Origin of the sequence: Streptomyces sp. NPDC057445 (assembly GCF_042802855.1) — a bacterium.
Lineage (GTDB): Bacteria > Actinomycetota > Actinomycetes > Streptomycetales > Streptomycetaceae > Streptomyces.
In genome coordinates, this window is the sequence record NZ_JBHVDH010000001.1 from 461,893 (window position 1) to 477,436 (window position 15,544).

Consider the following 15,544-nt stretch of genomic DNA (forward strand, 5'->3'; position numbering starts at 1 on the left):
GCCGCCTCTGGCGTGGGCCGTGCGACCCCGTGGAGCTTCGTCGGCCGGCGTACTTCGTCGCGGTCGCCGAGAACGCAGCTTCACGCGGCGCCCGGCGGGCGCACATCGCCCGGTCAGCGGCGTCGGCCGTCTCGCGGGCGGACTCAGCGGAACCGTCACGCTGGGCACGGTGCTATCGACCGGATCCTTCGACCTCGTCAGCGCCCTGAGCACCTTTCAGGCCGAACGCCCCGACGTCGTCGTACGCCTCCGGCTCTCAGCCGTGGACATCGCCACCGCCCTGACCATGCTTCAGCAGCGCCTCGTCATCGGACGGGACCCGGCGCACGGAGGGAGGGCGCCTCACTCAGCGCCACCTTCCACCGAGGGAATCCGGCGCTTCCGGAAGTTCGAACCAGACTTCCTTGCCCCAGGATGTGGGGTCGACGCCCCACTTGCTCGCCATCAGGTCGACCAGACGCAGGCCGCGGCCGAATTCGTCGGTCGTCCGCGCCGAGCGGAGCTGCGGCAGTTCCCGGCTGCCGTCGCGGACCTGGCAGCAGATGACCTCGCCGCGTACCAAGGTGAGGCGGACGGGACCGTACGTGTGAAGCAGCGCATTGCCGACCAGTTCGCTGACCAGGAGTTCGGCCGTGTCCGAAAGATGGTCCAGACCCCAGTCGGCCAGGGTGCCGCACACCGCCCTGCGGGCCTGACCACAGGCGTCCGGAGCCCGCGGAAGCCGCCAGGGGCCCGCGACGGTCAGCTCCCGGTCGGGGGCGATGCCCAAGGACGGGGCAGGGACGGGGCGCGTTGCGGCGGTCGCGGTGGGTTGTACGAGGTGCGTGTGGTGCATGAAAGCCTCCACAAAGCCCCGGCCGGTTCCCCGGTCAGGGAGTTGATCACAACCGCATTTACTCTGGAGTAAAACCGTAATCCGGGTTTACCCGGAAGTAAAGTGGTGGCCATGGCTGATCACCCGCCCGAGGCCGGCCCCGCGGCACAGCGTCCAGCGGGCCGTCGCCGCCCCCCTGCGGCACGCCCGACCGACGACGACATGCTGGACGCGGCCTCCGCGGTCTTCAGCGAGGCCGGATTCCACGCGGCGACAATGGACGTCGTCGCCAGGCGTGCGAGATCCACCAAACCCACGCTGTACGCACACTTCGGCAGCAAGGAGGACCTGTTCGGCAAATGCGCCGACCTCGCGGCCGACACCTTGGCGAGCGCGCTCTTCGAGGCCTACGCGGCAGCGGCCGATCTCCCGCTCGAACAGCAGGTGCGCGCAGGCGTCGCCTCGTTCTTCGACTACGCGGACGTCCACCCGGCGAGATTCCGGCTGCTCTTCGGCGCGCACGCAACGGGGTCGGCGGCCGAGGCCAGGCAACGGCTGATGTCGGCCGCCACCCAGGAGATCACGCGCCGGATCCGGTACTTCACCCAGCGCCACGGTCGTGGCACCTGGGGGACGAGTGCGGAGCTCTGCGCCTCCTACGTCGTCGGCCTGGTGGTCGAGGGCGCGCGGTACACGCTGGTCGCCGACTCGCTGGATCAGGCATCGGCCGCCGAGTTCACGACCCAGTTCGCCGCGGCGGCGCTCAGACACATCGACCCCCACCTCGCCGACGCGCTCGACGGACGCGAGTGAGCAAAGCGCGTCGGGCAGCGGCCCCGGGCGGCGCTGCCACCCCGTGTCGTCGCGTCGACCGAACCACTTGGTACGTACGGCCCGGTGCCGGTCGGCTCAGGTCCGCGCCCGCCACCTGGCCGTGGCGGCATGAGCCGACGCCGGCGCCTGACCGAGACGTTGAGTACGGAGCCGTCGGCAACGACGCTGATGTCCCGGTGACTTGGGACCACCGACTCGGTGTTTCCCGGCTTGCGGCCGCTCACCTTGTCCGCGTGGCGCAGCACGGCCAACCGGTCCGTGGCGCCGTGAAAGCTCGCGTTCGGTGAACATGCAGCGGCCCGTCAGGCCCCTCAAGACGATCTTCGACGCTTTCCTCAGCGCTTCCTCCTGCCGCGCCGCAGGAGGAACAGCACAGCCAGGGCGGCTCCGACGGTGACGAACAGGGCGGCGCGGTTGCGACGCGCCGCGGCGGCAGCTTCGCGCACAGTCTCAGGCGCGCTCTCCTGCAAGAGATGGGCTGCTTGAACGGCCCTGCCCTTCGCCTCCGCCGCAAAGTGCTCCACGTGGCCCTTGATGTCGCCGGCCTTCTCTTTGACTTCCGTCCTGCCGACAAGGGCCTCCAGGGTCCGAGCGAGCTGCTCACGGGTGGCTCGGGCCTGCTCGCCCAGTTCCTCAGGGGTGGCGGGGGTGGGGTCGCTGTCCGGGAAGTTACCGGTCATGGCTGGGACATCCTTTCCTTGATCTCGGCGGCATCGGCTTCGACCTCCTGACGGCCTGCTCGGGAGCAGCGGAGGGATCCTGGCTCCCGCGCCTCATGCCCACGGGGGCGAGGGCGGCCGTGAGGGCCGGCAGCACCCGGACGACGACGAGAGAGGAGGCCCACACCGGCAGGGCCGGCGCCAGGGCTCCTCCGCGGCGCGGCTGTCCTGAGTTCATCAGGCTCACCCGGCACGGAGCACCGAACACCCGCGACTTGATCGACACGGTAACCGCCTTCCGCCCATGGTCCGTCGACAGGCGAGGCTGGAATCGGCTCCCCACGGTACGCCGCTCGACCGACCGCGACATCGTGGTGAAGGTCCTCGGACGGGCAAGTACCCCGAGCAGACCAAGGCCGGCGAACTCGACCGGGGCGATGCGGTCACCGTCGCTGGACGACATGCCTCGCGCTACAAGGCATCAGGGCCGGCAGCACGGGGCCGGGCCGGCCGGTCGGCCACGTCAAGGAGCGGCCGCCAAGCAGTCACCCCCTCGACCGACAACACCGCCAGCCAGTCGCCCCCTCAACCGGCCGCCGGGTGGAACGTCACCTCTCCCGTCACGCGAATACCTGTCTGCCCGCCCGCGCGCACAGACACTGGACCGGGGACGCGGACGTCGATCGGCCCGTCCACGCCGTCGAGGGCGACGGTGACCATGGCGTCGTGGCCGTAGAAGCGGACGTCGATCACCGTGCCCCGGACGTCCGCCGAGGCAGGGTCTGTCAGCTGCATCTGTTCCGGACGGAGGAGCACCAGGCCCTCGTGCATGCCGTCCGGTCCGCCGGGCCCGCCCTCCGCCAGGGCGATGCGGCCCAGCGGGGTGGTCACGGTCCCGTCGTCCGCGGCGCCGCTGACGAGCACCGCGTCGCCGACGAAGGCGGCCACCCAGGGGTCGACGGGACGGCGGTACAGCTCCTGCGGGGCGGCGCACTGCGCCACGCGGCCGTCCCTGACGACCGCGACGAGGTCCGCCGTGGACAGGGCCTCCTGCTGGTCGTGGGTGACCAGGACAGCGGTGGCGCCGGTGGCCCGGAGGGCGGCGCGCACATCGGCCCGCACCCCCGCCCGCAGCGCGCTGTCCAGGGCGTTGAACGGCTCGTCGAGCAGGACGAGTTGGGGTTCGGGGGCGAGGGCGCGGGCGAGGGCGACGCGCTGCTGCTGGCCGCCGGAGAGCTCGTGCGGCATACGGTCGCCGTAGCCGGCCAGCCCGACCAGTTTCAGCATCTCGTCGACGCGGCGGCCGCGTGCACCTCGAGCGAGGCCGGTGAGGCCGAAGGCGACGTTGCGGCCCACGCTGAGGTGCGGGAACAGCGCGCCTTCCTGCGGCACGATGCCGATGCGCCGGTGCTCCGGCGGCACATGCACGCCCTCGGCGGCGAGCGTGTGTCCGTCGAGCGTGACGGTGCCCGCGTCGGCGCGCAGGAAGCCGGCGACGATGCGCAGCAGGGTGGTCTTGCCGCAGCCGGACGGACCGAGGACGGCGGCCAGGGAGCCGCCGGGGATGGTGAGGTCGAGCTCTTCGAGGACGGTGGCGCCGGGGCCGTACGCCTTGGTCAGTCCCGCGATCCGAAGGTCTGTCATGTGCGGTGCCTTCCGAGCAGGTAGGACGGGACGGCGGCGAGGAGGATCAGCGCGGCCGCGTAGGGAGCCGCGGCGGCGAACGATCCGGCGCCGGTCTCCGTCCACAGGCGGGTGGCCAGGGTGTCCATGCCGGTGGGCCGCAGCAGCAGGGTCGCGGGCAGTTCCTTCATGCAGACGACGAAGGTCAAGGCGGCTCCGGCGGCGACACCGGGCGCGGCGAGCGGCACGGTGACCTCGCGCAGCACCCCCAGCGGTGAACGGCCGAGGGAGCGGGCGACGTCCTCCAGCACGGGCGGAGCCTGGAGGACGGCCGCCCGGATGGCGGCCACGGCGACCGGTAGGAACAGCACCGTGTACGCGCACACCAGCAGCGGGAGTTCCTGGTAAAGCGGGCGGGCGTAGCGGACCGCGAAGAACACCAGTGCGAGCGCGACGGTGATGCCGGGCAGGGCGTGCCCCGCGTACGCGGCCTGCTCCAGTAGTTCCGCGGTCCGGCCGCGGTGGCGGGCCGCGATCACGCCGACCGGCAGGGCGAGCAAGGTGGTGAGCGCGGCGCCCGCCGCGGCCACACCCAGCGTGGTGAGCGCCGTGTCGGTGAGCAGCGCGGGCTCCCATATCGCCGATGAGCCGACGGCCAGCCAGTAGCCGAGCACGGCCAGCGGGAAGCCGACGGCCGCGACGACGACGGTTCCGCACCAGGCGAGCGCGGGCAGCTGCAGCCGGCCGAGCGCAACGGGCACGGCCGGGCGCGCGGTGCCCGTGCCGGTCCTGGCGTGTCCGGCGCGGCCCCGGGAACGGGCCTCTGCCGCCACCAGCGCCACAGTCATGATCACGAGGACGGCGCTGAGCGCGGCGGCCGGGGTCCGGTCGAAACTCGCCCGGTACGAGGTGTAGATGCCGCGGGTAAAGGTGTCGTATCGCATCAGTGACACCGCACCGAAGTCCGACAGGACGTAGAGCGCGACCAGCAGCCCGCCACCGGCGGCGGCCGGTCGCAACTGGGGGAGCGTGACGCGCAGGAACGTGCGCAGCGGGCCGTGCCCGAGCGAGCGGGACACCTCCTCCTGCGCGGGGTCGATGCCGCGGAGCGCGGCGGCGACGGGCAGGAATACGTACGGGAAGCTGACCAGGGTCATTGCCAGTGCGGCCCCGGTGAACCCGGCGAGCCAGGGCGCGGCGGACAGCCAGGCGAACGCCGCGACATAGCTGGGCACAGCCAGCGGCAGCGTCACGAGTACCGACCAGGCGCGGGCGCCGGGGAGCGCCGTGCGCACGGTCAGCCAGGCCAGGGATACGCCGAGCACCAGGCAGGCCGCGACGACGACGACGGCGAGGCCGAGGCTGCGCAGGAGGAGCAGTCCGGTCCGCCCGTCGGCGACGACGTCCAAGGCGAAGGCGGGGCCGCGCGCCAGTGCCCGTACGGCAAGGTAGCCGAGCGGCAGCACGGCGAGCGCCCCGGCCACGCAGGCGGGGAGGAGCAGCGGCCAGGAGGGTCGGACCGCGGCGCGCGACCGCCCGGCGGGCGCGGGGGCGCCTGCCGGGCGGGACGGGCGGGTGTCGTGACGCGTCCGGACGGGGGATTCCGGTGTGGTCACGAGTCAGACCAGTCCGACGTCCTGGAGCATGGCCAGGGTCGCCTTCAGCGAGTCGAGTTGGCCCAGGTCGATCTTCGGGGGCTGGAGGGAGTCGAGCGGCGGCACCCCGTCGGCCTGCTTGATGCCCGCGGCCAGCGGATACTCCTTGGTCTCCTCGGCGAAGTAACGCTGCGACTCGGCGGACAGCAGGAAGTCAGCGGCCTTCTGCCCGTACGCGCTCTGCTGCTTGTCGGCGCCCTTCATCAGGCCTACCCCGGCGACGTTGACCAGGCCTCCCGGGTCGCCCTTGGGCAGGTAGTGCACCTTGGCCTTGAGCTTGTCCGCGCCCTTCTCGGCCGCCTTCTCGTACCAGTAGTAGTGGTTGAGGAGGCCGAGCGACACCTCGCCGGAGTCCACGGCATCGAAGACGTTGAGGTTGCTCTCGTACGTCTTCGGCTTGTTGGCCTTCAGGCCCTTCAGCCAGGTGCGGGTGGCCTCGTCGCCCTCGAGGATGCGCATGCCGGTGACGAACGCCTGGAAGGAGGCGTTGGTCGGGGCGTAACCGATCTTTCCTTGCCATTCGGGCTTCACCAGGTCGTGCACGCTGTCCGGGGGCGTGGGCACGCTCCCGGAGTTGTACGCGATGACGCGGACACGTCCGCTGACGCCGACCCAGTCGCCGGCGGCGCTGCGGTAGTTCGGTGCGACCTTGTCGAGCGTCGTCTGCGGCAGCGGCGCGAGCCGGCCTTCCGTGGACAGCGCGCCGAGCGCGCCCGCGTCCTGCGACAGGAAGAGGCCGGCCTCGGTCTTGTCGCCCTCCTCGAGGAGCTGTGCCGAGAGTTCGGCACTGTCGCCGTAGCGGACCTCGACGTTGGTGCCGAGGTGCTCCTCCAGCTTCTCGAGCAGCGGCCCGACGAGGTTCTCGTTGCGGCCGGAGTAGATGACGAGCCCCGCCGGTTCGTCGCTGCAGCCGGCGAGGGCGGGCACGAGCAGGGCTGCCGCGGCGACGGCGGCGAGGTTGCGGGCCAACTGGCGTCGCATGAGGGTGAGGCCTTCCTGACGTGCTCAACGAAACAGAGCATTGGTAAGGTAAACCTCACCTAAGAGTCAATAGGGTCTTCGGTAACGGCTTGAGCACAGGAGTGCGGGGCCGGCACGGTCCGTCAGACCTTTCGGGTCCATCTCCCCTACGAGGCAAACCAGTTGACGGGCACCCGGGGAGAGCACGGCGAATCTCCCGCTCCCGGCGCTCCGGCGGGTGACATCCGCCACTCTTCCCGATAAGGGAAGGCTTACCTACGATGCGCCCGTGACGCTCCCCCCTGCACCGCACACCAGCGGCAGAACGCTGTCCCTCGCCCATGGCCTCGCGGCCCACGGCGATCGCACCGCCCTCGTCACCGACGACGGTGAGATCTCCTACCGCGAACTCGCCGCGCGGGTCGCCGACACCGCCCAGCGCCTGGGCGCCGAGCGGCGGCTCGTGCTGCTGCCCGGCGCCAATACCACCGCCGCCCTGGTCGTCCATCTGGCCGCGCTGTCGGCGGGGCATCCCCTGCTCCTCGCCCCGGGCGACCACCCTGAGGCCGTGGAGTCACTGACCGCCGCGTACGACCCCGATGTCGTGGTCCGCCCGGCGCCCGGAGAGTGGGAGTTCGAGGAGCGGCGCGCGGTCTCCGCCCACGACCTGCACCCGGACCTGGCCCTACTGCTCAGCACCTCCGGCTCGACCGGGTCGCCGAAACTGGTCCGGCTCTCGTACGACAACCTCCAGTCGAACGCCGAGGCGATCGCCACCTATCTCGGCATCCGCGACACCGACCGGGCCGCGACGACCCTGCCACTGCACTACTGCTACGGGCTCTCCGTCGTCCACAGCAATCTGCTGCGCGGGGCGGGTCTGATCCTCACCGGGCTGTCTGTGGCGGACTCCTGCTTCTGGGACCTCTTCCGCCGCGCCGGCGGCACCTCTCTCGCGGGCGTCCCGTACACCTTCGACCTGCTCGACCGGGTCGGTTTCGCCGACATGGACCTGCCGCAACTGCGATACGTGACCCAGGCCGGCGGCCGCCTGGCGCCCGACCGCGTGGCGCGCTATGCCGCACTGGGTGAACGCCACGGCTGGGACCTGTTCGTCATGTACGGCCAGACCGAGGCGACCGCCCGCATGGCCTATCTGCCGCCCGCGCTGGCGGGCACGCACCCCGCGTCGATCGGTGTGCCCGTGCCCGGCGGCTCGTTCCGCCTCGAGCCCGTCGACGACCAACCTGCTGCGGACACCGGGGAGCTGGTGTACTCCGGGCCGAACGTCATGCTGGGCTACGCCCGCACCCCCGGCGACCTCGCGCTCGGCCGGACCGTCGACGAACTGCGCACCGGCGACATCGCGCACCGCACTTCCGAGGGGCTGTACGAGATCGTCGGGCGGCGCAGCCGGTTCGTGAAGATCCTCGGCCTGCGCATCGATCCGCAGCGCGTCGAGGCGATACTCGAACGGCACGGGGTCCAGGCGCTGTGCACCGGCGACGACGAGGCACTCGCCGTGGCGGCCGTCGCGTCGGGCCGCCCGGACCGCTCGGGGGACTCGGAAACCCCCGGTGTCTCCGGGGACCCGGGCGGCTCTGGCGCCTCCGACGAACGGCGCATACGACGGCTGGTCGCCGACGAGTGCAACCTGCCGGTGCCCGCCGTCCGCGTCCGGGTCGTGGACGAGCTCCCACGGCTCCCCACTGGCAAGCCCGACTACCGGGCGGTGCTCGCGCTCGCCCACCAGCCGGACCGCGACGACCTCCGGGCATCCCCCTCCCCCGCCCTCGGCGACGGCACGGAGGCCCTGCGCGAGCTCTACGCGCAGATCCTCGACCGGACGGACGTGACGGAGGACAGCACCTTCGTCGGCCTCGGCGGCGACTCGCTGTCGTACGTGGAGATGTCCATCCACCTGGAGGACCGCCTGGGGCATCTGCCGCCCGACTGGCACACGACGCCGATCCGCGAACTCGTGAGGCCGTGCGAGCACAAGCCGCCCTCAGCGCGGTCCCGCTCCGGGTCCTCCCGTTCGCGAAGGCGCACGCTGGAGACCGGTGTCGCCCTGCGCGCCGCCGCGATCATCTGCGTCGTCGGCTCGCACATCGGCGTCTTCACGATCAGGGGCGGAGCCCATCTGCTGCTCGCCGTCGCCGGGTACAACTTCGCCCGCTTCCATCTCACCGACGCCGCGCGGCGCGAACGCGTCCGCCGCGTCAGCCGCAGCATCGGCCGCGTCGCCCTGCCCAGCATGGCCTGGATCGGTTTCGCCCTCCTCGTCAGCGGCGCCTACACGCTGGACAACGTGTTCCTGCTGCACAACGCCCTGAACCCGCAGGACATGGGGTCGGGCATCCACACCTGGTTCATCGAGGCCCTCGTCTACATCCTGGTCGCCGTCGTCGCCGTGCTCTCGGTCCCCGCCGTCGACCGGGCGGAGCGCCGCTTCCCGTACGGCCTTCCGGTGGCGCTGGCGGGCCTCGGACTGCTCACCCGGTACGACCTCGTCGGCCTCCCGGACCGCTCGCAGATGACGGACTCGGTCACCGTCTTCTGGCTGTTCGCGCTCGGCTGGGCGGCGGCGAAGTCCCGTACCGTCGCGCAGCGGCTGCTGGTCACCGCGGCGGCAGTCGCCACCGTGCCCGGGTTCTTCCCCGGCGAGCCCTGGCGCGAGGCGATCGTCGTCGCCGGGTTCACGCTGCTGGTCTGGGTGCCCACACTGCCCAGCCGGGAGCGCGTCAACCAGGTCGCCGGTCTCGTCGCGACCAGCTCGATGTACATCTATCTGACGCACTGGCAGATCTACCCGCTCATCGACGGGTTCTCGAAACACCTGGCGCTGCTCGTCTCGCTGCTCTTCGGCATCGCGTACGGGACGGTGGTGATCCGGCTGATGCGCGGCCTACCCCTCTTGCCTGCGCGGACTTCCCTGTCCTCGCTGAGGTCCCTGTCCTTCCTGTCCTCAATGACCTTCGCACCATCTCCCACGCCACTACGGGACCTGGCCTCCGCGCTGCCCCCGCGACGCGTGGTCGGCTGACGGGTGGCGCCCGGTCCTCGGAGGGTCGGTCCCATGGCCCGCGGCAGGACCGGAACAGGGAACAGGTCCTGGCTTTGCCGTACAGGACCGCGGATTTCTTCGGCCAGGCGCTCTTGGGCGTGTCCAAGCCGTGCCCGGGCGAAGGTGTCGTCCCGGTCCTGGGGCACAGTCATCTCCACCGGCGCGACGTCGGTCAGCACGGTCTTGCCGCGTGCCATCGCGGGAGTTGCCGCCGTTCCTGCCCTTCGGACCGTGCTTGTCATGTCGGTACCGGCCAGGCGCAGGGGACTCGGAACAGGCAACACCCCGCCAGGCATACCGGGTAATGTATATTGATATACAACGCCGTATACACAAGGGGGTCGCCATGAGCCGCACCGTGATCGATCTCGACGACGAGGCGCTGGATGCCGCCGCCAAGGAACTCGGCACCACAACCAAGCGCGACACCATCAACACCGCCCTGCGGGAGGTCACCGCCCGCTACCGGCGACTGCGCGCTCTGGGAGAAGCCCGCGAACTGGTCACCGAAGGCGCCCTGGACATCGACATCCTCCTTGACAAGAGCAAGTACCGGCCCTCCGGCGGGCCGAACGGTGTCCACGACTCAGGGGCGCACGAGTGACCGTCGCCGACTACCTGATCGACACCTCCGCCCTCGCCCGTGTCCTCCTCGGCCGGACCACGGCCGAGTGGGACGACAGGATCGGCGCGGGACTCGTCGCCCTGTGCGACATCACCGAACTGGAAGTCCTTTACTCAGCACGCTCGGCGGCGGACCGGGAGCGCGTGAAGAGCACGTTGAACGCCCACTACACCTGGTGCCCCATGCCTGACGGCATCTACCGGCGGGCACGCGTCGTCCAGGAACTGCTCACCACCAAGGGCGAGCATCGCAGTGCCGGCCCCGTCGACCTGCTGGTCGCCGCTGCCGCGGAAGAGGCGGGGCTGACACTGCTCCACTACGACCGCGACTTCGAGACGATTGCCCGTACGACCGGACAGCCGGTACGGACGATCGATCTCAAGGACTGACCGGTCTCAAGGGGCTGATCGGTCTCAGGACTGAGCGACGCCGTCCAACCCACAGTGAGCGGGCGCCGGGCCCGCCCACCTTCACAGCCCGTACCGGTCGAGGATGCCCATCAGCTTGCGCCGGCGTTTCAGTTCCGCCCGCAGGCCGGCGAGATGGTCGGTGAACGCCTCCTGCGTCTCCAGCGCGCGATGGCAGTCACGAGCGCCCAGCAGCAGTCGCGCCAGGTGCTCGTAGGCACGGTCGCCGGTCGGCTCCTTCAGCCGGTCGACCATCCGCAGGTAGACCGCGAGCGCCTCGGCCGGGTGCGTCTCGCGTGACACGTCGGCGAGGCGTTCCCACTGCCGGTCGTCGGCGAGGCCGGCGGCCTCGCGCCAGGCCGCGTCCACATCGCCGTCATCGAGCAGCGCGTCGATCAGCACGGGCCCGCCATACCGGCCGCCGCGCTCACGGCGGGCGTCCTCCCTCAGAACGGCCAGCGCGGCCACACGCTCGGCCTCCCAGCACTGCGCCGCCCGAGCGGCAGAGCCCAGCTGCTGGTAGGCGGCCAGAGACCGCTCGGCACGGAACCGGTCCCGGCGCACCTCGACCACGTCCACCGGCCGCCCCGCCTTCGCGTAACGGGCACACACATAGTCGACCAGACGACCGTCGATGTACGTCTCGGCGGCACAGTCCCGCAGTCCGCGCTCCGCCCACGCGAGCGCCTCGTCCGCGCGGCCCGCCGATTCGAGTTCCTCGGCGATGCGCAGATGCGCGGCCCCGGACAGGTCGAGGTCCTGCGCGTACAGAGCGACCAGCGCGTCGACGTCGCCCTCCGCCTTGGCCAGACGCTCCATCAGATACCGCTCCGCCCAGCCGGACGGCCTGCGCCGCCGCGCCTCGGCCGCCAGCTGCCGCAGGCGGGCAAGCCCGCTCGGCCCCAGCACCTCGGCGTAGTCGAGCGGGTCCAGGTCCGTCACGTCGTTGCCGTCGCCGAGCACCTGGCCGACCAGCCACTCGGCCAGCCGCACCGAATCGGGGCGCGCGACTCCGCACGCTTCCCGATGGGCCTCGATCACCGCGACAGCGGCCTGCCCCACCGCCCCGTCGGAGTCGTCGATCTCCTCGTGCGCCTCCCCCAGCACGCGGATCGCCTCCTCGGCCAGACCGACCGCCTGCGCCGCCTGCCCGCCGGCGGTCAGTGCGCGAACCGCGTGCGCCGCCTCTACGACTTGCTGCGCATACCCGGGGGCATCGACGTACTCGACGTACCCGTACCGGGCGAAAGGCCGCGGATCGATCAGCGCCAGGATCCGCTCCCGGACCGTACCGAGGTCGGAGCGAGCGGCGGCGGCCCGCAGCTCCAGGCGCCGACGCAGCCCGCGGTCCTCGGCGATCTGCTCCCGCACCAGCGCCAGGAGTTCGTCACGGGACAGTGCCGAAAGCCACGCCTCCAGGCCGGAGGCCCGTGACCGTGCGGCGGCTCGCTGACGCGGGATCGTCTTCGCCCGCCGCAGCACGGTCAGTCCCACCGCCACACAGTGCTTGCAGAAGTTGCCCTCCTGCCCGTACGGGCAGTCGCACCACCCCGAGAGCCCGCCGTCCCCGCCCAGGGTGAGCTCCACCTCGTAGACGTCCGTACCCTGCACCACGGCGGTGACCGAGCCCTCCCCCACCTCCGGACCACTCACCGCGTCCAGATACCCCAGCCCCCGCTCGAAGGACCAAGCCCCGGCCAGTGCCCGCAGATCGTCCTCGCCGAATCCCACGACTTTCCGTGCCACACCGGTATTCAACCGCGGATCGGCAGCTCTTGGAGGCCCGACGGCCCCGCCGTCCACGCGTGCGCGACCGCATGCGAGCACAGCCACCATCGGCTACGTCGCCAACTGCACAAACCACACCGTCGGCGACCTGGCTCTCGACCCGCCGAACCTGCACGTACGCGGTGTCATCTGCGTGACGACGAGCGGGCGTACGCGGATCACAGGGATGCCGGTGTCTCGTGCCGAGCGGCGGTCTCAGCACCCTTCTCATGGGCACCGACGGCTTCGGCCGGACCTGGTGCCGTCGCTCACCGTCCGCAGTGACCGCATCAGCGCGGGAGCCGTCGCCCCCGACGCGCAGGCCCTCGCACCGCAGTTCTGGAACCTCGTGTCCCCTGAACGTCCCCTGGACGCGACTCGGCCTCAGCCCGCCGCACCTCCAGTCACTGCATCACCGCAGGTCACAACCCGGAAGACGACTCCAGACCCATGCGTTTACCGAAGTAACGATGAACGGAGTCAATCCGTTGGGCCAGAGTCCCGAGCCCTGGGGCTCGAAAGGACGTTTCCACAGGTCAGAACGTTTCTTTGACCTGCTTTTGGTGGGGCGGGTGGGACTCGAACCCACGGCCGACGGATTATGAGTCCGCTGCTCTAACCGGCTGAGCTACCGCCCCTTAACGGCGCGTCGCGCACATTTGTGCGCGCCGTCTGCCGCAGCATAGCCGCTCATACGATCTCCTGCCTCGGATGGTCGGCATCGCTATGACCATGAGGACTGCGCTGTCGCGTGCGCGGTTCCGGAAGATCGGGGAACACATGAAAAAGGACCCCGAGGGGTCCTCTTCCGTTCCTGCTCCCCCGGCTGGACTCGAACCAGCAACCCTCCGGTTAACAGCCGAATGCTCTGCCAATTGAGCTACAGGGGATCGCGCTCCCCCGACTGGACTCGAACCAGTAACCTGCCGGTTAACAGCCGGCTGCTCTGCCAATTGAGCTACAGGGGATTGCTGCGTGTGCACCGAACGTACCTACCCCGGGCTCCCCGGGCGGCGCTCGCTCGCTGCGACACATACATTAGCGCAAGCAGGGGGGTGCTCCGCCAATCGGTTCCCCCCGTGACCTCGTGACCTCAGATCCCGGCGTCGGGGACGGCGCAGGGGAAGGGTGGCAGCGATGCGATACCGGCTCACCTTCGGCGCCGGAATGGCCGTCGGTTACGTGCTCGGAGCCCGCGCCGGGCGCGAGCGTTACGAGCAGCTGAAGAAGTCCGCGCGGGAGCTCGCCCAGAACCCGGCGGTGCGCAACGCCGCGGAGTCCGCGGCGCAGACGAGCCGCGAGGTGGCGGGCAAAGCGCTCCATGCGGTGAGCGACAAGGTCGGCGACCGTGTGCCCGACTCGGTGGCCGAGCGGGTGCGGTCGCTGCGGGAGCGCAACCAGGGCGGCGAGGACGACTGGGGTACGACCAACACCTGACCCCGGACGGCCGAGGATCCGCGGGCCCGGCGGCGCCGGGCAATGGCGCCTGCACGGCGCGGGCCATGGCCTCCGGTGCCCGCGGACGCGCACGCCTGGCCCGGCCCGACGGCTGAGAGCAAGCCGTTCGGCCGGGCCAGGGCCGTACTCGGCCCCGGAGTGCGGCAGAATCTGAAGACATGGGGATAGTCGCCGGGCTGGACAGTTCGTCCGCCTTCACTCGCATCGTCGTCTGCGACACGGACACGGGCGCCGTGCTGCGCCAGGGCTACGCACCGCACCCGGTGGAGGCGAAGGCGAGCGACGTCGATCCGCAGGCGTGGCTGCTGTCGCTGGGCGAGGCCGCGGCCGGGGGACTGCTGGAAGGCGTGCAGGCCATCGGCGTGTCCGCGCAGCAGTACGGGCTGGTCCCGCTCGACGCGACCGGTGCCCCGGCGCGGGCGGCGCTCGTCGGGAACGACAAGCGGGCGCAGGTCGCTGCGGCTGATCTGATCGAGGCGTACGGCGGGCGGGAGGCCTGGGCCGAAGCCGTCGGGTGCGTACCGCAGTCCGGGCTGCCCGTGGCGAAGTTGCGCTGGCTGGCGCGGAACGAGCCCGAGACGGCCAAGCGCACCGCGTTTGTGATGCAGCCGCACGACTGGCTGGTGTGGCAGCTGCTCGGCAGGCCCACCCGCCGCACGACCGACCGGGGAGCGGCCTCTGCGACCGGGTACTGGTCGGCGGGCACCGGCTCCTACCGTCCGGATCTGGTGGAGCTCGCACTCGGCCATCAAGCCGCGCTGCCCGAGGTGCTCGGCCCGTCAGAGGCAGCGGGCACTACCCCGGAAGGGCTGCTGATCTCCGCCGGCACCGGCGAGACCATGGCCGCCGCGTTCGGTCTCGGCCTCGGGTCCGGCGACGCGGTGGTGTCGCTGGGAGCCTCCGGGTCCGTGATGGCCGTCCATCACGAGGCGCTCGCCGATCCCTCCGGAATGATCACGTCCTTCGCGGACGCCACCGGCATGCATCTGCCGGTCGTCCACACCCTCAACGCCGTGCGCACGCTGCGCGGTACGGCCGAACTCCTGGGCGCGGAGGACCTGAGCGAGCTGTCCGCGCTCGCGATGAAGTCGACACCGGGCGCCTCCGGTCTTGTCCTGCTCCCCTATCTCGAGGGCGAACGCACCCCGCACCTTCCGCACACCGCCGGCACCCTCAGCGGCCTGCGCCGTGAGTCGATGAAGCGCGAGCACCTGGCACGCGCGGCCTTCGAGGGCATGCTGTGCGGGCTCGCGGACGCCCTGGACGTACTGCGCGGGCGGGGCGTGAGCGTACGCCGGGTCTTCCTGCTGGGGCACGCCGCCGAGCTGCCCGCGGTGCAGTCGTCGGCGCCGGCGATCTTCGGCGCGCAGGTCGTCGTGCCGCAGCCCGCCGACTACGCGGCGCTGGGCGCGGCACGCCAGGCGGCGTGGGCGCTCGGTGTGGCGCAGGGAAATCTCGCCCCGCACACCCCGCCGGCCTGGCAGGGCGCGGCGGCGCAGATCTTCGAGCCGGGCGACGAGCTGGCTGTCGGCCAGGCGGTGCGGCAGCAGTTCGTCGCGACGCGGGAGCAGCTGCACCCGGGCGCGTTCGGCCCGTCGTTGTGAGCCGTGCGCCCCGCGGCGCGTTCTTGACCTGGGCTTGAAGAAATCCCTTGGGCGTGCGGGGGTCGGGTGTC

The 15,544-nt window shown here is 71.3% G+C and carries 12 protein-coding genes and 3 tRNA genes; 6 read left to right on the forward strand and 9 right to left on the reverse strand.

Annotated features, from left to right (window positions below; genetic code table 11):
- Nucleotides 1-346: 346 nt before the first annotated feature.
- Nucleotides 347-835 carry an ATP-binding protein gene (locus ACFU5O_RS02140; protein WP_384235211.1) on the reverse strand — a complete coding sequence of 163 codons (489 nt, stop codon included), beginning with the start codon at nucleotides 833-835 and terminating at the stop codon, nucleotides 347-349.
- A gap of 111 nt (nucleotides 836-946) precedes the next feature.
- Between ACFU5O_RS02140 and ACFU5O_RS02145 the strand changes: the two genes are divergently transcribed.
- A complete protein-coding gene (locus tag ACFU5O_RS02145; protein WP_384235213.1) occupies nucleotides 947-1,627 on the forward strand; it encodes a TetR/AcrR family transcriptional regulator in 681 nt (226 codons plus the stop codon).
- 356 nt (nucleotides 1,628-1,983) lie between these two features.
- On the opposite strand, the gene ACFU5O_RS02150 is transcribed toward ACFU5O_RS02145, so the two are convergent.
- The 4 genes from ACFU5O_RS02150 to ACFU5O_RS02165 all read right to left on the reverse strand — a co-directional run bounded on the left by ACFU5O_RS02150 (nucleotide 1,984) and on the right by ACFU5O_RS02165 (nucleotide 6,566).
- Nucleotides 1,984-2,328 carry a DUF3618 domain-containing protein gene (locus ACFU5O_RS02150; protein WP_384235215.1) on the reverse strand — a complete coding sequence of 115 codons (345 nt, stop codon included), beginning with the start codon at nucleotides 2,326-2,328 and terminating at the stop codon, nucleotides 1,984-1,986.
- A 564-nt stretch (nucleotides 2,329-2,892) separates the two neighbouring features.
- Nucleotides 2,893-3,951: an ABC transporter ATP-binding protein gene (locus ACFU5O_RS02155; RefSeq protein WP_384235218.1), complete on the reverse strand. Its 1,059-nt coding sequence runs from the start codon at nucleotides 3,949-3,951 to the stop codon at nucleotides 2,893-2,895.
- Entirely contained in the window at nucleotides 3,948-5,546 is a 1,599-nt protein-coding gene (locus tag ACFU5O_RS02160; RefSeq protein WP_384235220.1) for an ABC transporter permease, read from the reverse strand. The genes ACFU5O_RS02155 and ACFU5O_RS02160 overlap by 4 nt, the downstream gene beginning before the upstream one ends.
- Nucleotides 5,547-5,549: 3 nt before the next feature.
- Nucleotides 5,550-6,566, reverse strand: a complete 1,017-nt coding sequence (locus tag ACFU5O_RS02165; protein WP_384235222.1) for an iron ABC transporter substrate-binding protein — start codon at nucleotides 6,564-6,566, stop codon at nucleotides 5,550-5,552.
- A 268-nt stretch (nucleotides 6,567-6,834) separates the two neighbouring features.
- On the opposite strand from ACFU5O_RS02165, the gene ACFU5O_RS02170 reads away from it, so the two are divergent.
- The 3 genes from ACFU5O_RS02170 (at nucleotide 6,835) to ACFU5O_RS02180 (ending at nucleotide 10,626) form a co-directional block, all read left to right on the forward strand.
- Nucleotides 6,835-9,591: an AMP-binding protein gene (locus ACFU5O_RS02170; protein ID WP_384235225.1), complete on the forward strand. Its 2,757-nt coding sequence runs from the start codon at nucleotides 6,835-6,837 to the stop codon at nucleotides 9,589-9,591.
- A 367-nt stretch (nucleotides 9,592-9,958) separates the two neighbouring features.
- Nucleotides 9,959-10,216, forward strand: a complete 258-nt coding sequence (locus ACFU5O_RS02175; RefSeq protein ID WP_384235227.1) for a type II toxin-antitoxin system VapB family antitoxin — start codon at nucleotides 9,959-9,961, stop codon at nucleotides 10,214-10,216.
- Complete coding sequence (locus tag ACFU5O_RS02180; RefSeq protein WP_384235230.1) at nucleotides 10,213-10,626, forward strand: PIN domain nuclease; 414 nt, start codon at nucleotides 10,213-10,215, stop codon at nucleotides 10,624-10,626. The genes ACFU5O_RS02175 and ACFU5O_RS02180 overlap by 4 nt, the downstream gene beginning before the upstream one ends.
- Nucleotides 10,627-10,707: 81 nt before the next feature.
- On the opposite strand, the gene ACFU5O_RS02185 is transcribed toward ACFU5O_RS02180, so the two are convergent.
- From ACFU5O_RS02185 to ACFU5O_RS02200, 4 genes are all read right to left on the reverse strand, one after another.
- Nucleotides 10,708-12,390 (reverse strand): SWIM zinc finger domain-containing protein, encoded by a 1,683-nt coding sequence (locus tag ACFU5O_RS02185; protein ID WP_384235233.1) that lies wholly within the window; start codon nucleotides 12,388-12,390, stop codon nucleotides 10,708-10,710.
- Nucleotides 12,391-12,972: 582 nt separating this feature from the next.
- A tRNA-Ile gene (locus ACFU5O_RS02190) sits at nucleotides 12,973-13,049 on the reverse strand.
- Nucleotides 13,050-13,228: 179 nt separating this feature from the next.
- Nucleotides 13,229-13,301 (reverse strand) — tRNA-Asn (locus ACFU5O_RS02195).
- Nucleotides 13,302-13,306: 5 nt separating this feature from the next.
- Nucleotides 13,307-13,379: transfer RNA gene (locus ACFU5O_RS02200), tRNA-Asn, on the reverse strand.
- Nucleotides 13,380-13,548: 169 nt separating this feature from the next.
- On the opposite strand from ACFU5O_RS02200, the gene ACFU5O_RS02205 reads away from it, so the two are divergent.
- On the forward strand, nucleotides 13,549-13,848 hold the full coding sequence (locus ACFU5O_RS02205; RefSeq protein ID WP_384235235.1) for a YtxH domain-containing protein: 300 nt from the start codon (nucleotides 13,549-13,551) through the stop codon (nucleotides 13,846-13,848).
- A 179-nt stretch (nucleotides 13,849-14,027) separates the two neighbouring features.
- Entirely contained in the window at nucleotides 14,028-15,473 is a 1,446-nt protein-coding gene (locus ACFU5O_RS02210) for an FGGY family carbohydrate kinase (RefSeq protein ID WP_384235238.1), read from the forward strand.
- Nucleotides 15,474-15,544 lie beyond the last annotated feature (71 nt).